At 57.1% G+C, this 20495-nt stretch carries 21 protein-coding genes and 1 pseudogene; 11 read left to right on the top strand and 11 right to left on the bottom strand.

Annotated features, from left to right (window positions below):
- The first annotated feature begins 225 nt into the window (after positions 1–225).
- Positions 226–1443, top strand: coding sequence for a 3-(3-hydroxy-phenyl)propionate transporter MhpT (gene mhpT / locus ACMDB8_RS11205; protein WP_056722906.1), 1218 nt, complete (start codon positions 226–228; stop codon positions 1441–1443).
- A 95-nt stretch (positions 1444–1538) separates the two neighbouring features.
- On the opposite strand, the gene arsN2 is transcribed toward mhpT, so the two are convergent.
- Positions 1539–1988, bottom strand: a complete 450-nt coding sequence (gene arsN2 / locus ACMDB8_RS11200; protein WP_409079330.1) for an arsenic resistance N-acetyltransferase ArsN2 — start codon at positions 1986–1988, stop codon at positions 1539–1541.
- Positions 1989–2132: 144 nt separating this feature from the next.
- On the opposite strand from arsN2, the gene ACMDB8_RS11195 reads away from it, so the two are divergent.
- On the top strand, positions 2133–2453 hold the full coding sequence (locus ACMDB8_RS11195; RefSeq protein ID WP_056722908.1) for an isochorismate lyase: 321 nt from the start codon (positions 2133–2135) through the stop codon (positions 2451–2453).
- A 165-nt stretch (positions 2454–2618) separates the two neighbouring features.
- Here the strand turns inward: ACMDB8_RS11195 and ACMDB8_RS11190 are convergent, their stop codons facing one another.
- Together ACMDB8_RS11190 and ACMDB8_RS11185 are read right to left on the bottom strand one after the other, a co-directional pair.
- On the bottom strand, positions 2619–3407 hold the full coding sequence (locus tag ACMDB8_RS11190) for an ABC transporter substrate-binding protein (RefSeq protein ID WP_056722910.1): 789 nt from the start codon (positions 3405–3407) through the stop codon (positions 2619–2621).
- Positions 3408–3466: 59 nt separating this feature from the next.
- Positions 3467–4636, bottom strand: coding sequence for a M20 aminoacylase family protein (locus ACMDB8_RS11185; RefSeq protein ID WP_409079329.1), 1170 nt, complete (start codon positions 4634–4636; stop codon positions 3467–3469).
- Between the two features lie 132 nt (positions 4637–4768).
- On the opposite strand from ACMDB8_RS11185, the gene ACMDB8_RS11180 reads away from it, so the two are divergent.
- From ACMDB8_RS11180 to ACMDB8_RS11160, 5 genes are all read left to right on the top strand, one after another.
- Positions 4769–5722 carry a LysR substrate-binding domain-containing protein gene (locus tag ACMDB8_RS11180; RefSeq protein ID WP_056722914.1) on the top strand — a complete coding sequence of 318 codons (954 nt, stop codon included), beginning with the start codon at positions 4769–4771 and terminating at the stop codon, positions 5720–5722.
- A 303-nt stretch (positions 5723–6025) separates the two neighbouring features.
- Positions 6026–6820: a PaaX family transcriptional regulator C-terminal domain-containing protein gene (locus ACMDB8_RS11175; RefSeq protein ID WP_409079328.1), complete on the top strand. Its 795-nt coding sequence runs from the start codon at positions 6026–6028 to the stop codon at positions 6818–6820.
- A gap of 33 nt (positions 6821–6853) precedes the next feature.
- Positions 6854–7855 (top strand): fatty acid desaturase family protein, encoded by a 1002-nt coding sequence (locus tag ACMDB8_RS11170; RefSeq protein ID WP_409079327.1) that lies wholly within the window; start codon positions 6854–6856, stop codon positions 7853–7855.
- Positions 7856–8225: 370 nt separating this feature from the next.
- On the top strand, positions 8226–8360 hold the full coding sequence (locus tag ACMDB8_RS11165) for a hypothetical protein (RefSeq protein WP_409079326.1): 135 nt from the start codon (positions 8226–8228) through the stop codon (positions 8358–8360).
- Between the two features lie 665 nt (positions 8361–9025).
- Positions 9026–11251, top strand: coding sequence for a calcium-binding protein (locus tag ACMDB8_RS11160; RefSeq protein WP_263291782.1), 2226 nt, complete (start codon positions 9026–9028; stop codon positions 11249–11251).
- A gap of 248 nt (positions 11252–11499) precedes the next feature.
- Here ACMDB8_RS11160 and ACMDB8_RS11155 read toward each other — a convergent pair whose 3' ends face one another.
- From ACMDB8_RS11155 to ACMDB8_RS11145, 3 genes and pseudogenes are all read right to left on the bottom strand, one after another.
- Positions 11500–12042: a DinB family protein gene (locus ACMDB8_RS11155; protein WP_223542264.1), complete on the bottom strand. Its 543-nt coding sequence runs from the start codon at positions 12040–12042 to the stop codon at positions 11500–11502.
- 133 nt (positions 12043–12175) lie between these two features.
- Positions 12176–12355: pseudogene (locus ACMDB8_RS11150) on the bottom strand (IS110 family transposase); the annotation flags it as partial.
- Between the two features lie 102 nt (positions 12356–12457).
- Positions 12458–12898, bottom strand: a complete 441-nt coding sequence (locus tag ACMDB8_RS11145; protein WP_223542265.1) for a hypothetical protein — start codon at positions 12896–12898, stop codon at positions 12458–12460.
- A gap of 118 nt (positions 12899–13016) precedes the next feature.
- Between ACMDB8_RS11145 and ACMDB8_RS11140 the strand changes: the two genes are divergently transcribed.
- From ACMDB8_RS11140 to ACMDB8_RS11125, 4 genes are all read left to right on the top strand, one after another.
- Positions 13017–13691 (top strand): methyltransferase family protein, encoded by a 675-nt coding sequence (locus ACMDB8_RS11140; RefSeq protein ID WP_409079325.1) that lies wholly within the window; start codon positions 13017–13019, stop codon positions 13689–13691.
- Positions 13692–13834: 143 nt separating this feature from the next.
- Entirely contained in the window at positions 13835–14047 is a 213-nt protein-coding gene (locus ACMDB8_RS11135; protein ID WP_223542267.1) for a hypothetical protein, read from the top strand.
- 175 nt (positions 14048–14222) lie between these two features.
- Entirely contained in the window at positions 14223–14513 is a 291-nt protein-coding gene (locus tag ACMDB8_RS11130; protein WP_056722915.1) for a hypothetical protein, read from the top strand.
- A gap of 137 nt (positions 14514–14650) precedes the next feature.
- On the top strand, positions 14651–15211 hold the full coding sequence (locus ACMDB8_RS11125; protein ID WP_056722916.1) for a hypothetical protein: 561 nt from the start codon (positions 14651–14653) through the stop codon (positions 15209–15211).
- Positions 15212–15241: 30 nt separating this feature from the next.
- Here ACMDB8_RS11125 and ACMDB8_RS11120 read toward each other — a convergent pair whose 3' ends face one another.
- Genes ACMDB8_RS11120 through ACMDB8_RS11100 form a run of 5 tightly spaced genes read right to left on the bottom strand, consistent with a single transcriptional unit; the run spans position 15242 to position 20294 of the window.
- On the bottom strand, positions 15242–15559 hold the full coding sequence (locus ACMDB8_RS11120) for a cytochrome C oxidase subunit IV family protein (RefSeq protein ID WP_008053359.1): 318 nt from the start codon (positions 15557–15559) through the stop codon (positions 15242–15244).
- Between the two features lie 13 nt (positions 15560–15572).
- Complete coding sequence (locus ACMDB8_RS11115; RefSeq protein ID WP_409079324.1) at positions 15573–16304, bottom strand: heme-copper oxidase subunit III family protein; 732 nt, start codon at positions 16302–16304, stop codon at positions 15573–15575.
- 6 nt (positions 16305–16310) lie between these two features.
- Positions 16311–17003 (bottom strand): cytochrome c oxidase subunit 3, encoded by a 693-nt coding sequence (locus ACMDB8_RS11110; protein WP_056722919.1) that lies wholly within the window; start codon positions 17001–17003, stop codon positions 16311–16313.
- Positions 17000–18772 carry a cytochrome c oxidase subunit I gene (gene ctaD, locus ACMDB8_RS11105; protein WP_056722925.1) on the bottom strand — a complete coding sequence of 591 codons (1773 nt, stop codon included), beginning with the start codon at positions 18770–18772 and terminating at the stop codon, positions 17000–17002. Before ctaD ends, ACMDB8_RS11110 begins: the two co-directional genes overlap by 4 nt.
- Positions 18773–18815: 43 nt before the next feature.
- Positions 18816–20294, bottom strand: coding sequence for a c-type cytochrome (locus ACMDB8_RS11100; RefSeq protein ID WP_056722927.1), 1479 nt, complete (start codon positions 20292–20294; stop codon positions 18816–18818).
- Between the last annotated feature and the right edge of the window lie 201 nt (positions 20295–20495).

The following is a 20495-nucleotide window of genomic DNA, read 5'->3' as shown; positions in this document are numbered from 1 at the left end:
GATGACCGATAATCGAACATTAATATTATTATCTATTTTCACATAACCATCTGAATGCATTCTTAATAGACTGTTTTTAAACACTTTATTTGTGTTTTTTACAATTTTCAGGACGGTGTTCTTTTTTTAGTTATCTTTGTTATCTTAATCACCAGCGGTCAGCGACGGCACCCCAAACACATGGCGGGCTCGACTGCATAACAAAAACAACAATGAGGTTCACCCATGGACAGTCCATCGCGTCGCTCGACGCTGACAATCGCTTTGTGCTTTATCGTTGCGCTGATCGAGGGGTTCGATCTGCAGGCTGCCGGCACCGCTGCCGCGGGATTGCGCCAGAGCTTTGCCCTGGACCCGAAGATGATGGGCTGGGTGTTCAGCGCCGGGATCATCGGCCTGCTGCCGGGTGCGTTTTTTGGCGGCTGGGTGGCCGATCGTATCGGCCGCAAGAAAATCCTCGTCGGCGCCGTGCTGCTGTTTGGTGTCTTCTCGCTCTGCACCGCCTATGTCGAGAACTACTCCAGCCTGCTGCTGGTGCGCTTCATGACCGGCCTGGGCCTGGGTGCCGCCCTGCCCAACCTGATTGCCTTGTGTGCCGAGGCCGTGAGCGAGCGCCATCGCGGTACCGCCATCAGCGTCATGTACTGCGGCGTGCCCCTGGGCGGCGCGCTGGCGGCGGTGGTGGCGATGTTTTCCAGTGAGCACTGGCAAACCACCTTCATCATCGGCGGTCTGACGCCCTTGCTCGTAGTGCCGCTGATGGCCCTGCTGCTGCCCGAATCCACCGCGTTCCGCCAGCAACACATCACGACCAGCAGCTCACGCTCGTCTACCGCCCAGGCGCTGTTCGGCGAAGGACGCGCACGCTGCACGCTGGCCTTGTGGTTGAGCTACTTCTTCACCCTGACCGTGATGTACATGCTGCTCAACTGGCTGCCTTCACTGTTGCTGGAACAGGGCTTCACCAAGCCCCAGGCAGGCATGGTGCAGATGCTGTTCAACATCGGCGGCGCCATTGGTTCGCTGCTCGGCGGGGTGATGCTGGACCGCTGCAACGGCCTGAAAGTGGTCCTGTTCGTGTACGCCGGGGTGTTGGCGGCGCTGGCCGGGGTCGGCCTGTCGGTGGGTATCGTGCCAATGGCCATCGCCGGGTTTGCCGTCGGGTTGTTCGTCATGGCCGCACAGCTGGTGCTGTATGCATTGGCGCCCCCTTCCTACCCGACATCGGTGCGCGCCACCGGAGTCGGCGCGGCCGTGGCCATCGGCCGGCTCGGCTCGGTGGCAGGCCCCCTGGCCGCCGGCCAGATCCTCGCCGCCGGTGCCGGCACCACGGGCGTGCTGCTGGCAACGTCACCAGGGCTGGTGATCGCCGCGCTGTCGATCCTGACCGTGATCGCCCGCAACGGAGCGACCACCGAGTCTCAACCGCAAGCGGCAAACTGAGCTCCGTAACCTGGGTCGCAGAAATGAAAATGCCCGGCAATTGGCCGGGCATTTTTTTGACCACCGAATCAGCCTCAATCGATGCGCATCAATGACTAATCAGTACAAGGGAGACGGTTAAGCACCTTGCGCAGATAGCTCGCCGATGCAGGGCACAAATGCTTGAATTGAACGGTCTGGGTGATCACCGCAGGCGCCTCGTCCCTGCCAAGCAGTTCGTACCCATTGGCAGTGAAAAAACCAGCAGCGCCCTGGGTCAACAGGTGCAACCGGATTACACCTTGAGAGACCGCCAAGCGTTCCAGTTCAGACAACACCGCTTTACCCAGCCCCTCCCCACGATGCGTCTCACAAACGACTATCGAGCGCAGCAACAGATCGGAACCCGCACCTTCGAGCCCTCCATAAGCCACCCATTGCCCATCCACTTCAAACCGGTAAAACTGTCGATCCGGTTCGCTGACATCACTGAAGGGCAGCCCTGCCTGGCTTAATGATTTGCGCAGATGGTCCATTTCATTCAGCGCTACTTTTCTTGTCTCCATGGTCCACCCTTGTTTGGCTCGCTGACATCCAATGCTAGCAGGCTCAATGAAGTGGCCAGGCAGCTCAATAGCCGCCCTCACGAAAGACCGCGCGCCGTTACTTCTTCCGAACCCACGAACATCTCAGCAAACGGAGTCACCTACATGGACGTTATCAATCAGTTGCAGCCCGAAGAGTGTGCAGGCATGGAGGATATCCGACGCGAAATCGATGCCCTTGACCAGGTTGTCATCAAGTTGTTGGGCAAGCGCTTTCACTACGTACTGGCTGCCTCGAAGTACAAGACCTCAGTGACTTCGGTGCGTGCTCCGGAGCGTTTCAAGGCCATGTTGGCGACACGACGCGAGTGGGCCGAGGCTGAGGGCCTGAGCCCTGATGTAATCGAGAAGATGTACAGTGACCTGGTGAACCACTTCATTGCAGAAGAAATGAAACACTGGGCGGCTCATCAATCCGACACCTGACTCTAGTGTCCGGACTGTTCGCCATGGGTCGGTCGCGAGCCCGGCGACGGCAGAATTGAAGGGGGGCAATAGAGCGCTCGAACGAGCGCCCTGTTCAAGCTAACGACGACGCGCTACCTGGCGCCGTTATCGGGCGCCGTTACCGGGCGCCGTTACCGGGCGCCGTTACCGGGCGCCGTAGACGTCAAAGTCGAAGTACTTGTTGTTGATCCGCGCGTAAGTACCGTTGGCGAGAATGGTTGCCAGGGCTTTGTTCAAGTCTTCGCGCAACGCGACATCCTCCTTGCGCAGACCAAGGCCATCACCGACGCCGAAGAAGCCCGGGGCATCCAGAGTGGCACCGGCAAATTCATAGTCCTTACCCGCCGCTGTCTTCAAGAAACCGTAACTGGCTTGAATGGCACCCTGCAACGAGGCATCAAGTCGCCCCACGACCAGGTCGGCGTACACCTGATCCTGATTTTGATAGGAAAGAACGTCCACGCCTTTGGCACCCCAAACCGCTTTGGCGTAGTGCTCCTGGGTCGAACCCTGCTCCACACCAATGCGCTTGCCCTTGAGCGATTCGAGGGTCGGCTGTAATCCCGATCCACGTTTGGCCACTAACCGTGCCGGAGCATTGGAGACCTTGTCGGTAAACGCAATCTGCTCCAGGCGTTTGGGTGTGATGGTCATCGACGACGCCACCGCATCGAACTTGCGCGCCAGCAGTCCCGGGATCATCCCGTCCCAACTGCTTTCCACCCAGACGCATCGGGCTTTCAGTTCGGCGCACAACGCCTCGGCGATGTCGACCCCGAAGCCGGTCAGCGTGCCATCCTGGTTCTTGTATTCCAGCGGTGGATACGTCGGGTCCACCCCCAATTTCAACACTTTGCCAGACCAGTCGGCCGCCCCCGCCAGGCTCGAGGCCGTCAGGAACACCAGGGAAACGGCTGCAATCATCTTGTTCATTTTTATTCCTCTTCAGGCCGCAGATTTTTTACCGGCACAACGGGCGAAAATGCGCCGTCTCAACACAGAAAACGTTCGACCAACTTGACCCAATAGCTGGCGCCCACCGGCAGGCAGTCGTCATTAAAGTCGTAGCCGGGGTTGTGCAGCAGGCACCCGCCCTCTCCCTCGCCATTGCCGATCACCAGATAGCTGCCGGGGCATTTTTCCAGGACAAAAGCAAAGTCCTCGCTGGCCGTGAACGGTCGCAAGTCATCGATCAGGTGTTCCTCTCCCAGCCAGTCGCGGGCGACTTCATGGGCAAATGCTGTCTGTTCGGGATCGTTGATCAACACCGGATGGCAATGCTGGTAATCGATGTCGACCCGGGCGCCAAAACTCTCGGCCTGGCCCTTGACCAATTCAGTGATTCTGACCTCCAGCAAGTGGCGAATCCCGGGGGTCAGAGCGCGTACGCTCAGGCTCAGGTCGGCGCTGGACGGGATGACATTCGAGGCGCTCCCGGCATGCAGGGAGCCCACCGTGATAATCGCCATCTCCTGCGGGTTGACGTTGCGCGAGACGATACTTTGCAGGGCCATCACGATCGAGGCAGCGACCACCACCGGGTCGACGGCTTTGTGCGGCACCGCGCCATGGCCACCGTTGCCGATGATTTTGATGTTCACCGTGTCGGCGGACGCCATGAATGGTCCGCTGTAAAAACCCAAATGCCCGACGGGATAACCCGGCACGTTATGCATGGCGAAGATCGCGTCGCACGGAAACCGTTCGAGCAGCCCGTCCTCCAGCATTTTCCTGGCACCGCCCAGCCCTTCTTCCGCCGGTTGGAAAATCAGGTGCACGGTGCCTTTGAACGCCCGTGTCCGGGCCAGATACTGACCGGCTGCCAGCAGGACTGCTGTATGACCGTCGTGACCGCAGGCATGCATGACACCGTCGAGCCGGCTGGCATAGGGCAAACCGGTGGTTTCCTGTATCGGCAACGCATCCATGTCAGCGCGCAAGCCAATGGACCGACCCTCGCCATTTTCCAGGGTGGCAACGACCCCGGTCTTGCCCACCCCGGTGCTGACCTCAAAGCCCCACTGAGTCAAACACGTTGCAACCAGTTCACTGGTGGCGAATTCTTCAAAACCCAGTTCAGGGTGCGCGTGAATGCTCTGGCGTATCGCGATCATTTCATCTTGCATCGCGGCAATACCAGGCAGGACCAGGCCGGCATCCATGGGTGTTCTCCTTCGACAGGGGCTGTGCAGCAGCGAATGCGCTGTTGGGGTCGATCTTAGGGAACGGACGCTGGGCTGGGGAGGCGCAGTTTGGTTATGATGACAACCATGAGTTGTCACCAGGGTGAGCAGATGAAACTGCATCAATTACAGGCGCTGATTGCCAGCGCCGAAACCGGCAGTATCCGCGCGGCCGCTCGTTCGCTGCAGATTTCCCAGGCCGCTGTGACCAAAGCGTTGCGCGAATTGGAAACCAGCCAGCAGCTACCGCTGTTTACCCGAACCGCCAGCGGTCTGAACTTCACCGAATACGGCAAAGTGCTGCTGACTCACGCCCGGCTGGTGATCAAGCAACTGGAGCACGCACAGACCGAGCTTGATCACATGCGTGGCAAGGCTCAAGGCCGGCTCTGCGTCGGGATCACCCCATGGGTCGCCCTGACCTTCCTGCCCGAAGTCGTGTCGGTGTTTCGCGAACGTATGCCACAAATCAAGCTGGAACTGTTCGAAAGCCTGATGGCCGTTGCCCAACCGCTGCTGCGCGACGGCAGCATGGACTTCGCGATTGGCCAACTCCATCCCACACAATCGAGTCAGGAATTCGCCTGCGAAACCTTGCTCGATTACCAGACCTCGGTGTTGGTCCGCGAAGGTCACGCCCGACAGCATGCGCGATCGATCCACGAGTTACTGGAAGAAAACTGGACCCTGAACTACGCGCCGGACGGGCACGATGGGCTGATGCAGGAACTGTTCTGGAAACACGGCGCGCAAATTGATGAGAATCGAATCGTGCGTGCTCATTCACTGGCCATTTTGCAGATGATGGTCGAGCGGGCCGACATGTGCACCTGGGGGCCGTCCATCGTAAGCACAGCCCCGCCATTTCTGGGGCGTGTGGTATCCCTGGGGCTGACTGAGCAGTTCGAGCCCCGACAGCTGAGCATCGTGACGCGCCGCAATGGCGCACTGAGCAATCCGGCGGTCTGCTTCACCGAATGCCTGTTACAGGTCATTCGGCGCCATGCGCGCTCGGCCAAAAAGGAAGACCGCGCGCTGTTTGAAACCTTACGGCTGCGGCTGTGAGGTGACCCGACAGCTTTATGTCTGATACGTCAGGACGTCTTTGGGCCGAATCTGGCCGCAGGTACCGGCGACAAGCGTTCTCTTCTGACTGATTCCTGCACGTGGCGACAGGCGGCTCTCGGCCAAATGCGGACCTTGCGGATGGTTGCCAGAGGACGACTTTCGCTTCTACCGCTCGCTACTTCAGCCCCATCACGACAGGCAGCGCGCCAAATTACCCAGAAAAGGCATTTTTGTCATATTGATTAATATTAATGCCAATGCCGAAAATATGACAATCAATGTAATAATTTTTGGGGGCTTATGAAACCGTGCGCAAAAAACCTGGTGCTCGATCTGCTTGTTGCAAAAAGTGGCGCCCCCTTGCATGTAAGGGAGGCCATCACCGCCTGTAACCTATTTGGAATCAGTGCAAATAATGTCCGGGTTACCTTGGCGAGGCTGACGACCGAAGCGCTGCTTGAAGGCGCCGGCCGCGGCAGTTATCAGCTGGGATCCCGGGCCATCGAGCTTTCAACGCAGTTGTTTGAGTGGCGCAATCTGGATCAACAGCTTCGTCCCTGGTCTGGCGGCTATCTGATGGTCGCTTGCAATGCTCTGGGGCGCAGTGACCGCAGGGTATTGCGCCAGCGTGAACGCGCGCTGCACATGCTCGGTTTCGCCGAGCTGGAAAAAGATCTCTACGTACGTCCAAACAATCTCGAACCCGGCGTCGAAATTTTGCAGCGGCGACTGATAGAGCTCGGAATGGAGCCTGCCGCACTGGTCTTTCAGGCCATGGGTTTTGATGATGAACAAACCCGTCGCATCCAAGGCCTGTGGGATGGGATGGCGCTGAATGACAGCTATCGTCGCCACTGCGAAACATTAAATAACTGGTCATCACACGCCAAACAACTGGGTCTGGATCAAGCCGCTCGCGAGTCTTTCCACCTTGGTCGCGAAGCGATTCGCCAGGTGGTGTTCGACCCTTTGCTGCCACCCCCCTTGGTCGATGTTGCGCTGCGTGACGAGTTCTTTGCCTGCGTCAGGCATTTCGTCGATCGCGGCCACCGGATTTGGCGTGCCTTTCTACAACAAGCCCCAACGCTCAACTAACCCATCAACGGGCCCCTGCCAGCGAGGATAGACATGCGCAACAAAACCAAAATCAGCGACATTCTCAGCCGCGACGAAATCAAATCCTTCAGCGAGCGTTCGGATGTGTGGGGCACCTGGGCAGTGGCGTCTACCTGGGCCGTAGTCGCCATAACCTTTGCGAGCCTGGCGTGGGCACGCACCGTCCTGCCTTGGTGGGGCCTGGTCCTTGCCCTGATTATTGGCATGGTCATCATTGCCGGGCGTCAGTTGTGCTTCGGCATTTTGCAGCATGACGCCGCCCACGGAACATTGTTCAAGACCAAGTGGTGCAACGATGTGCTGGTGGACTGGCTGTGCGCGCGACCGGTCTGGAATGAACTGCACAAGTATCGTCCATACCACCTGACCCACCACGCCAAGACCTCCACGGCAGAAGACCCCGATCTGTGCCTGGTGACCGGGTTGCCCACGACTCGATCATCAATATTGCGTAAATGCCTGCGCGATCTCTCGGGGGTCACCGGGTTGAAGTTCTTGCTGGGTCGTTTCCTGATGGATGCCGGCGTGCTGCAGTGGTCGTTGACCAGCGACATCCGTCGTTTGCCCCAACAGGAGCGGCGCTGGTGGGACTATCCACTTTGTTTCCTGAAAAACGCCAGCGGCATGCTGATCACCAATGGCTTGCTGCTAGCCGTGCTCTGGGGTTGTGGCAATGCCTGGTTGTATGGCGTTTGGGTGCTGGCCTACATCACCCCATTCCCACTGTTCATTCGCATCCGTTCAATGGCAGAGCATGCCTGTCTGGAGCCGGGCCCGGATGTACTGCGCAACACACGCAGCACCCACGCCGGCTGGATCGCGCGGGCATGCGTCGCGCCAATCCGGGTCAACTATCATATCGAGCATCATTTGATGGCATCCGTGCCGTACTTCCGGCTACCGCAACTGCACGCGTTGCTACGTCAACGCGGCATTGTGCCCGAGCCCCCTTCTTATCTGGAGGTACTCAGGCTGGTGAGTTCTCGGAGCAAGAGTGAAAGGTGGGTAAATTAAATTCAGGATCAGATTGTCTGAACAGTTACCAAGCGGTTTGAGGTAACCGTCTGCTTTGGGTGATCCCGGGCTGCGAACTGCCGAATGCCGACCGATGACCTACGTTTTTCCGGTATCGGCCATCAGGAATAATGAATGCCATACCACGAAGGCGGAGCAGCAGATTGAACATCGACACCCGAATCAAATTCCGTCATCTGGTGTGTTTTCTCGAGGTGGCGCGCCAGGGCAGCCTGCTTGCCCAGCGCCGTTTCTGAAAAAACCGAGGTCTGCCGCGAGGCACTGCGAACGTTACGCTGTTTCGCCCCCTCGCGGCTCACAGGAAATGCTGATGGCCAAAGGAGCTGCTTACGACAGACTGCTATAGGCTGTGGATTCAACCGGTCGATGCAACAGCCTGGCTAACACGCTGACCGGCAACAGCGCGGACAACGTTCTCGACGCCGGAATCGGCAACGACATACTGTCGGGCGGTACAGCCAACGAGCGCCTGGTTCATCGGTAGCATGACCGCCTTTACTGCTGCTGGGCAATTGAAGGTTGCGAATGGCGTGCTCTACGGCAACACGGATGCGGACAACACCGCCGAGTTCACTATTCAGCTCATCGGGGTTACCGATGTACGTATCAGCGATGCTGAACGCTTCCTCTTCTCCATGTGCAACCTACTTGACAGAGCCCATACTCTCAGTAGTATCGTTTTGATATCATCCAGACTTGGGGACCGCATGAGGAGTAACAGCCGAAAAAATTGCTGCTGATCCATTCTGAACAATGAGGTCAGGGTAGTCAGGCGCAGTGGAATGGCGTCAAAAAGCCCCTACGGCACCAACGTACGGGGCATTTTATTTTCCAAAGCCAATGTGGAAGTCGGGTCGACTTACGCCCCCAACTTGCCATCAGCCATCTGTGAACAGGTGTAGTGATTCCCCCTGGTTTCGTAGATACATCTAATAGTCAACTATTGATCGAACTTGGCTAGTCGCCAGTGTCGACTTTGGATTGTAACCACGCAAGTGGAGCAGGATTGAGAATAGCGCACCGATTTTTAAACCAAGCAAGAGTTTAACATGAGCATGTACGAGGATGGGTTGCACCTCGAGTTACTGCTTGGAGTTTAGCCTGTGGCAGAAGCGCCGCTTTTTTGGCAGTAAAGAAAGGAGAGTCTAAATGGCAACAGTTAATGGAAGGACGGTAACCGGGACCACCATCTATGGAACCACCGGCTATGATATTATTTATGGCGCCAACATCGCCGAAGTTATTTATGGCGGAACGGGTGACGATACCATTTATGGCAATGATGGTAACGATACGATCTATGGTGGCAGTGGGTCGGACGCCCTGAATGGCGGCAACGGCAACGATATCCTGGACGCGGGCACTAGCAGTAATAGCGTCCTTACAGGCGACGCAGGGGCAGATACTTTCGTCATAAATCGTGGAGCCAGTTATATAGGGCAAACCATCACGGATTTTGACGTGTCCGCAGATCGGCTGGATCTTCGTCAGGTCGGCATCTCCGACATCGAGACGCTTAATCGCCTGTTTGAAGTCAATTACGATGACAAGCTTTTATTTACAATCAATACTAACGGTTATTATTCGACGACCACGCTGAACAATCTTTGGGCCACCGGGATCGAGGAGTTGGACGCGTCCAATGTGCTTCTCAATACGACCGTCCAAGACGATACGCTGACCGCAACCTCAAGGAGCGATCTGTTCGCAGGGTTGGGTAATGACAGGCTTACAGGTTCCTCGTCCAGCGACCGCCTTTTTGGCGAAGGCGGCAATGACACCCTCTTCGGCATGGCTGGGAATGACCTTTTGGTCGGTGGTGCCGGCAACGATACCCTGAGCGGTGGCGCTGATGGAGATGTGCTCGAAGGCGGTAGTGGCAACGATATCCTGAACGGTGGCACTGGGAGCGATCAGCTCATCGGCGGGGCTGGTAGCGACGTATTCATCGCTCAGCGGGGGAGCAATTACTACGACTCGACCCGAGTCATCGATTTCAGTCTCGCGGAACAGGACAAGCTCGATGTCCGCACGCTCGGGATCAGTGATATCGATAGCCTCAAGCGCTTGGTCGAGGCGGTGGACGGCAAAGGTGGCGATGTCATCACAAATTGGAACGGCGGCTACTCGGCTGAGCTGGCGCTCACGGGAGTATCGGTCGCCAACCTGACAACGACCAACCTGCTCCTCAATACGAGCACGGCCAACTCTAATCAGTTCGCCACCGACAGAAGCGATTTGTTCGGTGGCCTTGGCAACAACCGTCTCGTTGGCTCCTCGTCCAGCGACCGCCTGTTCGGCGAAGGCGGCGCTGACACCCTGGAGGGAGGCAATGGTTACGACCTACTGGTGGGTGGCAGCGGTAACGATAGTTTGTTCGGTGGCAATGGTAACGACACACTGGAGGGCGGCATTGGCGACGACAAGCTCGATGGTGGCGACAACTATGACATCCTCAAGGGTGGCGTCGGTAACGATACTCTGAATGGCGGCCTGGGAGACGACGTGTTATCGGGCGGCACCGGTAATGACTTGCTGATCAGCAGTCTTGGCGACGACTTTCTGGACGGCGGTGAGGGCATCGATACCCTGTCCTACGCAGCAGAGGGATTGGCGCTCAACGTCGATCTCAACCTCACGGGCGAGCAGCGTGTCCTGGCATCCCGTTACGAGGATGATCGAATTCTCAATATCGAAAACGTTATTGGTGGTTACGCGAACGATCGCCTGGTGGGCAATGCCTATAACAACAGCCTCGATGGAGGCAACGGTGACGATACACTCAGTGGTGGACTTGGTAATGACGTCCTGCGTGGTGCGGCTGGCAATGACACCATAAATGGGGGTGGCGGCGTGGACACGGCTACCTACGAGGGGGCAGCCTCTGCGGTCAAGGTCGACCTGAACATTAAGACTGCCTCCCAGAATACACTCGGTGCAGGTGTCGATCGCCTCCTCTCCATCGAAAATCTCACCGGATCCAGCTACGCCGATACGCTGAAAGGCGATGCGGCAGCCAACGTGTTAACGGGCGGACTAGGCAAGGACACCCTCATCGGCGGCGCTGGCAGCGATATTTTCGACTTCAATTCGTTGTTGGAAATGGGGACGATCAGCTCCACCTGGGATGTCATCAGCGACTTCGTGCGGGGCAGCGACAAGATTGACCTGTCGACGCTTGATGCCAACACGGCGACGACCACCAATGAAGCCTTCACCTCGATCATCGGCAGTACCGCAGCCTTCAGTGCGGCCGGCCAGTTGAAAGTTTCAGCGGGCGTGCTCTACGGCAATACCGATGCCGACAGCGCCGCCGAGTTCGCCATCCAGATAGTCGGTCTCAACAGCGCGACCACGGCGGACTTTATACTTTAACTTGCGGATCTGGCATCTGACAGAGTGACGCGTCGCGAGTCACCCTTGATTTTGCAGACGTATCTGACGCTCTCCTTCTGGCCGATTGCAGCCCTTGGCGACAGGCAGCAATCGGCCAGAAGCACTCGCTGACGACTGAGCCGATCACCCCTAGCGTCCGTTCAGGGCACAGTAGTCATTTCAGATGGCCACGCTGGTTTACCGGCCCGGTATGACATGAAAGTCCCGGTCTAGTGCTGGTTTTTAGATTATGTGCGGGACTCGGAAGGAATGAGGAGGACCAGATCAGTATCGCCTACGTCGACACCACCTTGTGACAGCAAAGTAGTAACTTGGCCTCGGTGATGAGTCTGATGGTTGAAGAAATGCGTGACCAAGCCATAAAAACTCTTGTCAGCGGGGGTTCCTTTCATGCTCGTGTAATTGAGGGTGTAATCTAAATCCGACTCTGTAATCGAGCGAGACCACTCGACAATTACCTGATCGAGCCAAACGCGATGCGTCGAAAGTTCTCGGATATTTGAGAGCAGTAACTGGTCGAGGCTTTGGGCGGCAGGGAGCTGTCGAATCGGCTCCAGAGCCAAGTGATTCGCCGGGTGCTTGGCAAATCGCTTTAGCCAGATAGTGTCCCCGGCCACCAGGTGGTTCAACGTCCCGAGAATAGAACCAAAGAATGCTTTCCTATCCACGGACAGCTCTTCATCTGTCAGACTTCTGGCCGCCTCATAAACCTTTACGTTCATCCAATCGTTATAGATCGCCATCAGGCAGATATGGTTGGTGCGGCCCATCGTGTTCATCCTTTGAGTGAATACTAGACAAGCGTTCCACGCTCATCTGGGGGCCATTCTAGAGCAAGGCTTTTTGAATCGCGCCTGATTTCGTAGACACGTGACCGGCTGCTTCACGCCCTGAGGAAGTCAGTCAACCTAAATCAAGGCTCTTGAGAAGCGGTGACCCACGCTCCCTCAAAGCATTTAAATAGGTGGTTTCATCGTAGGGCGTCCTGGTCTGCCAGCACCGGTACAGAATTCGAATCCACTTAAACGCGAGTGCGCGTACAGCCGCTTGATAGGTACTCCCTTTGGCGCGTTTCATGTCGTAATTGTCAGCCCCTACGCAGGACGCTTCCCAAGCGTCGCTCAGAAAGGTCTGAGAACCTTGGCGAGCCTGTTTTTCGAGCTCCGGATTTACCGCGTGCCATGTTCATGGAACACCATTCTCCGGCGATGAATCGGGCTTGGCAATCCAGCCGACATAGGTGAGCCAGAGACCGATCAGCACGCCGATGCCAAAGCCGATTTGCACCAGCCACTGCATCCTCGCCGATACAGCCACGCCACGTTCAATCAGTTGCGGCGCGGCCAGGAGTACAACACCGCGAAGCGCCAGGAACCAGCCGAACAGGGAAATCACAAACGCTGCGGCGCTCGACCAATATTGATGGAACGCGATGATCGGCAGGCCACCGGACAACAGTAGAGCGCCGGCAAACCACACGGTGAGCGGACTCGCGAAGAAGTCGGCCGCCAGTGGCCCCATGTCTGGCGCCCGTACGGCGATGATGCCGGGCACGATGACCAGCCAAGGCCCGATGACGCGTGCGAACGCGCGCGTGCGCGCTCTGGATTGTGCTGTGGCGGACATGAGAGTTCCCTCAATCACCTTCGCTCGGTGGTCAGGGGAACTCTAGACTCCATTTGCGGGCCTATCGAATATGGCTAGCAAAATGGAAAAGACAGCAGCTCCCCGGCAGCCGAAGGCGATGTCACGGCGCACGGCCATCACTTATGCAATCGGCCTGCCGCTTGCGCTGCTGGTGTTGATCTTCCTGCCGGCCGGCACCATCGCCTGGCGACCTGGATGGGTATTGCTGTTCGTTCTGATATTGGCTTTTGGCGCGTCAGGCCTTGTCCTGGCGTGGGTCAACCCTGTGATCTATCGCGCGCGCAGCCGGATTCAGCCGGGCACGAAAAGCTGGGACAAATCACTACTGGCGTTCATATTGCCGGCGATGACTGCCGTCCTGCCGGTCGCGGCGCTCGATGCCGGGCGTTTCCATTGGTCGCAGGTACCGGCCTGGTGGGTGCCAGGCGGCTACATCGCTGTGCTGGCGGGCATCGCGGTGACGGGCTGGGCGCAGGCGGTGAACCCCTTCTTCGAGCCAGGTGTGCGCATCCAGGCCGAGCGGCATCAGCGCGTGATCGATAGCGGCCCTTACCGTTTCGTGCGTCACCCCGGGTACATCGCCGCACTGTTCCTGTTCATTGGCATGGCCCTGGCACTGGGCTCGTTCTGGGCACTGGTGCCCGCTGCGCTGGCGTCGGCGTTACTCGTCTTGCGCACCGCATGGGAAGACCGGTTGTTACGGTCCGAGCTTGCGGGTTATGACGACTATGCCCGTCGAGTACGGTGGAGATTGGTCCCCGGCCTCTGGTGAAGACCAGGGTCAGATAGTGGTTGCCGAACGGCTGGAGGGGAACACGCCAAGGTTGGCACCCCTTCACGGCTTCGTTCGCCGGGCTGGCAAAAACAACGCTTTTGCTCGCCTGTAACGTTCATGGTCAGGTCGAGGAGAACAGCATGAAATCCCCAATCATTGGGCTGCGAGTGGCCGGCACCGTCTACGCACTGATGGCCTTGGCACAACTGGGGCGCATGATCATTCGCCCCGAGGTGCTCGTTAATGGGTATCCCATGCCGCTGTGGCCAAGCGTGCTCGCCTTCTTGTTGCTCGCGGTTTTGAGCGTCTGGATGTGGTCGCTCACACTGTCACAAAAACCGCAGCGTTCATGAGTCAACCGGTCGTGGGAGGCAGCTTCCGGCCAAAAATGGCCGGTGGTCGTTGCATTACGATTGTCGCCTGCGTTTGGCTAAGCTTAATAAATCAGGGTGAACTGAAACCTTGAGTGATAGCGGCCATCAACGGATCTGGATCGGCCTCAAGGCGGCACTCCCAAGGGAGACGACTATGTACGCAGTTATAAGAACCTACCTGGGTACTGGAGCAAAGGAGCTTTTCGGGCTGTTGGAACAGCGTAATGCCGACGTCGAAGCGACCCTGCGGACAGTACCTGGCCTCGTCAGCTACACACTGTTGAATACGGGTGATGGTGGCACGTCGGTGACTGTTTGCACGGACAAGGCCGGCAGCGATGCGAGCCTGAAAGTCGCGCGTGAATGGATTCAGAAAAATGCATCGAATATTCACTCGAACCCACCGATCGTAACGGAAGGTCCGGTCATTGTGCAGATCAACTAGCGTCCGGTCCGCATGATGGTGAGTGCTATACTTTTTTTCAGATTGCACGAGGTGTGCAACGTTCCCCCCCACAGTACAGCTACCGACTGCTGCCGGACATCGGAGGTCTACAGCAAACCCGAAACGGGAGGTGTGGCATGAATCGACACTATTACATCAGTGACAATCTCAACGATCTTGAAAACGTTGAATATGAACTGGAAGCCAGCGGCATCAATTCCGAACAGATCCATGTACTCAGTGAAAAAGTTGCTGATGTAGAAGAACATCACCTCCACGAGATCAGTTCGCTAATGGAACAGGATGCTGTTCATTCTGGTGAGATTGGTGCGGTGATCGGCGTGCCACTCGCGGCACTTGTCCTGGGCGGCGCCTATTGGATGGGCTGGACCGAATCCCCCGCAGGCTGGATGCCCTTTATTTTCCTTGCCATTGTTGTATTGGGCTTCTGCATCTGGGAAGGCGGCTTTTTTGGGTTCCAGGTGCCGAACACTCACTTCCGCAATTTCAAACAGGCAGTAAAAGAAGGCAAACATATCTTCTTCGTGGATGTTGAACCGAATCAGGAATCGGTACTGGACCAGGTAATCAAACAGCATCCGAAGCTGAAGATTGCCGGCACCGGAACTGCAGCCCCCCACTGGACAGTGGCCTGGCAGCACAAATGGCATCAGTTCAAGCGAGTGATATCGGGTTAGCCAGGAGACTCAAGGCCATCCGACAGCTGCTTACTGGCCAAAGAAAATGACCCGGCTGAGGAAGACATAGTCTGCCTCGGTGGCCATCAGCCCGATGAGCACCAGTAAACACAAGGGTGGCACCAGTATGGCGTAGACCATGGCCAGGCGCTCCCATGCCATATGCATGAAGATGGAGACAATCAATCCTGCCTTCAACAACATGAACGTGATAATCAGGGACCAGCGAAGGTAACCATGGAAGTGGAAATAGTCGACCAGGTACGACAGCGTGCTGAGGACGAACAGCAGCCCCCAGATCTTAAGGTACAAACTGATCGGATGTTGCTGACCCTGAGCATGTGCCATCACCCGTGCTCCTCTACCATAAATAGAAGAATGCAAAAATAAATACCCACACCAGATCCACGAAGTGCCAGTAAAGCCCGGCTATCTCGACGTTCTGATAATTTCCGGAGCGCTCATAATCTCCGCGCCATACTTTCAGCGCCACAATGCTGAGGTAGAGGGCGCCGATCGACACATGCAGTCCGTGAAAACCGGTAATCATGAAAAAGCTGGCGCCAAATTGCGCCGCTCCCATGGGGTTGCCCCAAGGGCGCACCCCTTCTGCGATGAGTTTGCTCCATTCAAATGCCTGCATGCCGACGAAAGTCACCCCCAGGGCAGCGGTCGCCAGCATCAGGGCCGTGGTTTTCGCGCGGTTACGGCGATAGGCGAAATTGACGGCCATGGCCATGGTACCGCTGCTGCTGATCAGCACAAAGGTCATGATGGCAATCAGGATGAGCGGAATTTCCTTGCCACCGATCGTCAACGCGAACACCTCACTGGGGTTCGGCCAGGCGTTGGTGATGGTCATGCGTACCGACATGTAGCCGGTCAGGAAACAGGTGAATATAAACGTGTCGCTGAGCAGGAATATCCACATCATCGCCTTGCCCCAGGGCACCTGCTTGAAGGCCTCCTTATCCGAGGCCCAGTCGCTGGCGATGCCCTGCCATCCCGGTGCAGGGGGCGAGCCTGGCGGATTGGATAAACTGGTCTCGGCTTGGGCTTGGGCTTGGGCTTGGGCTTGTGAGTGCAATGCCATGGCTGTTCACCTCAGGCCGCAGAATCTGGCGATGGCTTCATAGGTTTGCGGCGTGCTGGCCAGCAGCGCGAATAGCACGAACCAAAGGCCCAGCAAGTAATGCCAATAAATGGCACAGAGCTCTACGCTGGCGCCAAGTTGCGCCAGTGGCACATGACGCAAGAATCTGGCGACGATCCAGCACCAGGCGATCAGCCCGCCCAGCAGGTGGAGCCCATGCAGGCCCGTCAACAGGTAGAAGAAACTGTTGGCTGGATTGCTGGCGACAAAGTAGCCCCAGGCGACAAATTGCTGCCAGACCCAGAATTGCCCCGCCAGAAAGGCAATGGCAAAGACACCCCCCAACGCAAAACCAATGACCGTTGCGCCCAGCCGAGCCTTGCGGGCGGCCATGCGCGAGCACTGCAGTGCGATGCAACTGATTACCAGAAAAGCCGAATTCAGCCAGAGCGGCCGGAGATTGCCTAACGGCGCCAAAGGCTCTGTCAGGGGTAGCCAGTCGACCATTTGAGAACGGGCGACAAAGGCGATCAGGAAAAGGAAGAATAACGAACTCACCACCACCAGAAACAAGCGCAGGCCTACCCTTGCGGTTTGCCGTCTAACGGCATCCTCGGCGGCCTGATTACCCTCAGGGTCGCGGCTCCAACTGCCGCCGGGGTCAGCGCCGCCGGCGTTTCTCAATAGCAGCCTGTTCATGTCTTGATGTCCGCCCTGGTTCCGGCACTGAACTGCCGCATGTGCTCCAGCTCCTCGGCGGAGACCGTTTGCGGCACGAAATCCTGCTCTATCCCCGGCACGCTGTAGTCATAGGCCCAGCGATGCACGACCGGCAATTTTTCTCCCCAGTTACCGTGTTTCGGCGGGGTGTCCGGCGTTTGCCATTCCAGGCTGGCCGAACCCCAGGGATTACTGCCTGCCGGCTTGCCCTTGAATGCACTCCAGGCCATGTTGAACAGGAACAGCAACTGGGAAACGCCGACAGTCAACGCGACCACCGTAATGAAGGCATTCAAGTCTTGCGCGGACTGCGGGATGAACGCGTAGTTTTCATAGGCGTAGTAGCGACGTGGCATGCCCTGGAATCCCAGGTAGTGCATGGGGAAAAAGATGGCGTAGGTACCCAGAAAAGTAATCCAGAAATGCAGCTTGCCCAGGGTGTCGTTCCACATGCGCCCGGTGACTTTCGGGAACCAGTGATAAATGCCGCCGAACACCACCAGTACCGGTGCAACGCCCATGACCATATGAAAATGGGCCACGACGAAATAGGTGTCCGAGAGCGGGATGTCCACGATCACATTGCCGAGAAACAACCCGGTCAGGCCGCCGACCAGGAAGGTGACGATAAAGGCCAGGGCAAACAGCATCGGCACGGTCAAATGGATGTCGCCGCGCCACAGGGTCAGTACCCAGTTATAGACTTTCAGCGCGGTCGGCACCGCGATGATCAAGGTGGTGACGGCGAAGAAAAAACCAAAGTACGGGTTCATTCCGCTGACGTACATGTGGTGTGCCCAGACCACAAAGCTGAGTACGCCAATCGCAATAATGGCCCACACCATCATTCGGTAGCCGAAGATATTTTTACGCGCATGGGTACTGATCAAGTCGGAGACCAGGCCAAACGCCGGGAGAGCAACGATGTAGACCTCCGGGTGGCCGAAGAACCAGAACAGGTGCTGGAACAATATCGGGCTGCCACCCTGGTGATCGAGCTGCTGCCCCAGCGAGATCATCGCCGGCATGAAGAAGCTGGTGCCCAACAGCTTGTCAAACAGCATCATGACCGCACTGACAAATAACGCCGGGAAGGCCAGCAAGGCCATGATCGAGGCCATGAAGATGCCCCATACCGAGAGCGGCATGCGAAACAGGGTCATGCCGTGCGTGCGCGCCTGCAACACCGTGGTGACGTAGTTCAAGCCGCCCATGGTGGCCGCGACAATGAAAATCGCCAGTGAGACGAGCATCAGGACAATGCCCCACTCGACCCCCGGTGTCCCCTGGGTAATGGACTGAGGCGGATAAAGCGTCCAGCCGGAACCTGTGGGGCCGCCGGGGACAAAAAAACTGCTGAGCAACACAACTACCGCCACCAGGTAAAACCAGTAGCTGAGCATGTTGACGTAGGGGAAGACCATGTCGCGGGCGCCCACCATCAGCGGGATCAGATAGTTGCCGAAGCCCCCCAGAAACAAGGCCGTGAGCAAGTAAATGACCATGATCATGCCGTGCATGGTCATCGCCTGATAGTAAGTACTGGCGTCCATGAACGCCAAACTGCCGGGGAAGCCTATCTGCATGCGCATCAAGCCGGACAACACCAGAGCGATAAGACCCACGAAGATGGCCGTCAACGAATATTGAATGGCTATGACCTTGTGGTCCTGACTCCAGATGTATTTGGTCAGGAAACTTTTGGGCTCGTGCAGTGCTTCTGTTTCGGCTTGCTCCGCATAGGCCATCACGTCATCCTCCTGCCGAAGTTTCAGTGTATTGCTGGCTGCTTTACGGCGACTTCCCTGGCTGCGCGTTGTTCGCATCAGCGTCAGCATTCGCTTTGGATTTGATGAAAGCGATCAGTGCATTGAGCTCCTCGTCACTCGCAGCCAAGGTTGGCATGACGGCGGCATAGCCCTTGACGATTTTGGCATTGGGATGAAGAACCGAATCCTTGAGATAGTCCTCATCGACCTTTACGCTCGTATCGTCGGCAAGGGTTTCCGTCTTGCCATACAGGCCCTGCCAGCCGGGGCCGACGCCCTTGTTGCCATCGACACTATGGCAGGCCAGACAGCCGAGCGACCCGGCCAGCCGCTGCCCCTGCGCCACCAGGTCTTCACCCGGGCTCGACGCTTCGCCGGTCGAAGGTTCACCGTCTTGCCCCGCAGCACCCAGTGATTTGATCAGGGCGATGACGGCACCCAGTTCATCGTCCTTGAGAGTATAGGCCACCATGACCGGCGGGTAGCCCTGTACCAATCGGGCCTTCGGATCGAGAATCGACTCTTTCAGGTAGGCCTCGTCGACCTGCACACTGGTGCCATCGGCAAGCTGTTCCGTACGGCCGTACAGCCCCTTCCATCCCGGGCCGAGACTGGCACCGCCATCCTGGCTATGGCAGGCCTTGCAGCCGAGTTGCTCGACCAACTGCCGGCCTTTTTCCAGCACGCTGTCTCGACCGGGTTTGGCAGTTGCCGTCAATGTCTGCGCAAACGTCGGTTGGCCTTTGAGCCATTGATCGAAGACGCCCTGCTCTTCCACGATCATATGGCCGCGCATGTTGTAATGACCTACGCCACAGAACTCAGCGCAAAGGACTTCGTACTTTCCGGTTTTAGTTGGCGTAAACCAAAAGTACGACACCATTCCCGGCACCATATCCATCTTGCTGCGAATTTGCGGTACATAGAAATCGTGCAGGACATCTTTAGCCCGCAACAAGACTTTCACCGGCCGATCGAGCGGAAGGCGAACTTCATTATTCATGACAAGCACATCGTCCTGCCCCGCAGGATCCTTGGGATCAACGCCGAGGGGATTGGCGGAGTCGACAAACTTGATATCCGACTTGCCCAACTTCCCGTCCTGGCCGGGAAAACGAAAGGCCCACTGCCACTGCTGGGCGACCACTTCAAGGTCGTAAGCCTCTTTCGGCACCCGGATGAAATCGTTGTAGACAACCAGGCCTGGGGCCAACATCCCGGCGATACCTACCGAAGTGATGATAATCAACCACAGTTCCAGCTTTTTATTTTCTGGCTGGTAGGCCGCCCTGGCACCCTCCTTGTGCCGATACCGCATCACCGCGACCGCCATGAATACCGTGATGGCAATGAAAAATATGCCGCTGATGATCAGCGTGATGAACAGGGTGGTGTCTATGGACCCCCAGTTGGAAGCTGCCGGTGTCGCATGCCAAGGCGCAAGTATGTGGAATAGCACTGATGCAATAACGATTAGTATCAGGACAATTGCTATTACCATTTCCTCTTCATCCTATTCCTGTTGTTCATTGGGTATGCAAAAGCATCGCCGCTGACTTCCAAGCAGGGCAGGCAAATGCCACCCGTCCGGGCGGCAAAGTCAGTAAGAAGTATAGAGCCCATCGGATGTACCGTGAGGTTGGCAGGCGAGGCCCGGCGACCGGCTATACTGAATTTCTGATGACGAACAGCAGAGATTGGC

It is taken from the genome of Pseudomonas monachiensis (assembly GCF_047345015.1).
Taxonomy (GTDB): Bacteria; Pseudomonadota; Gammaproteobacteria; order Pseudomonadales; family Pseudomonadaceae; genus Aquipseudomonas; species Aquipseudomonas monachiensis.
The sequence above is the reverse complement of the archived record's forward strand: the minus strand, read 5'-3'. Positions and strand labels throughout refer to the sequence as shown.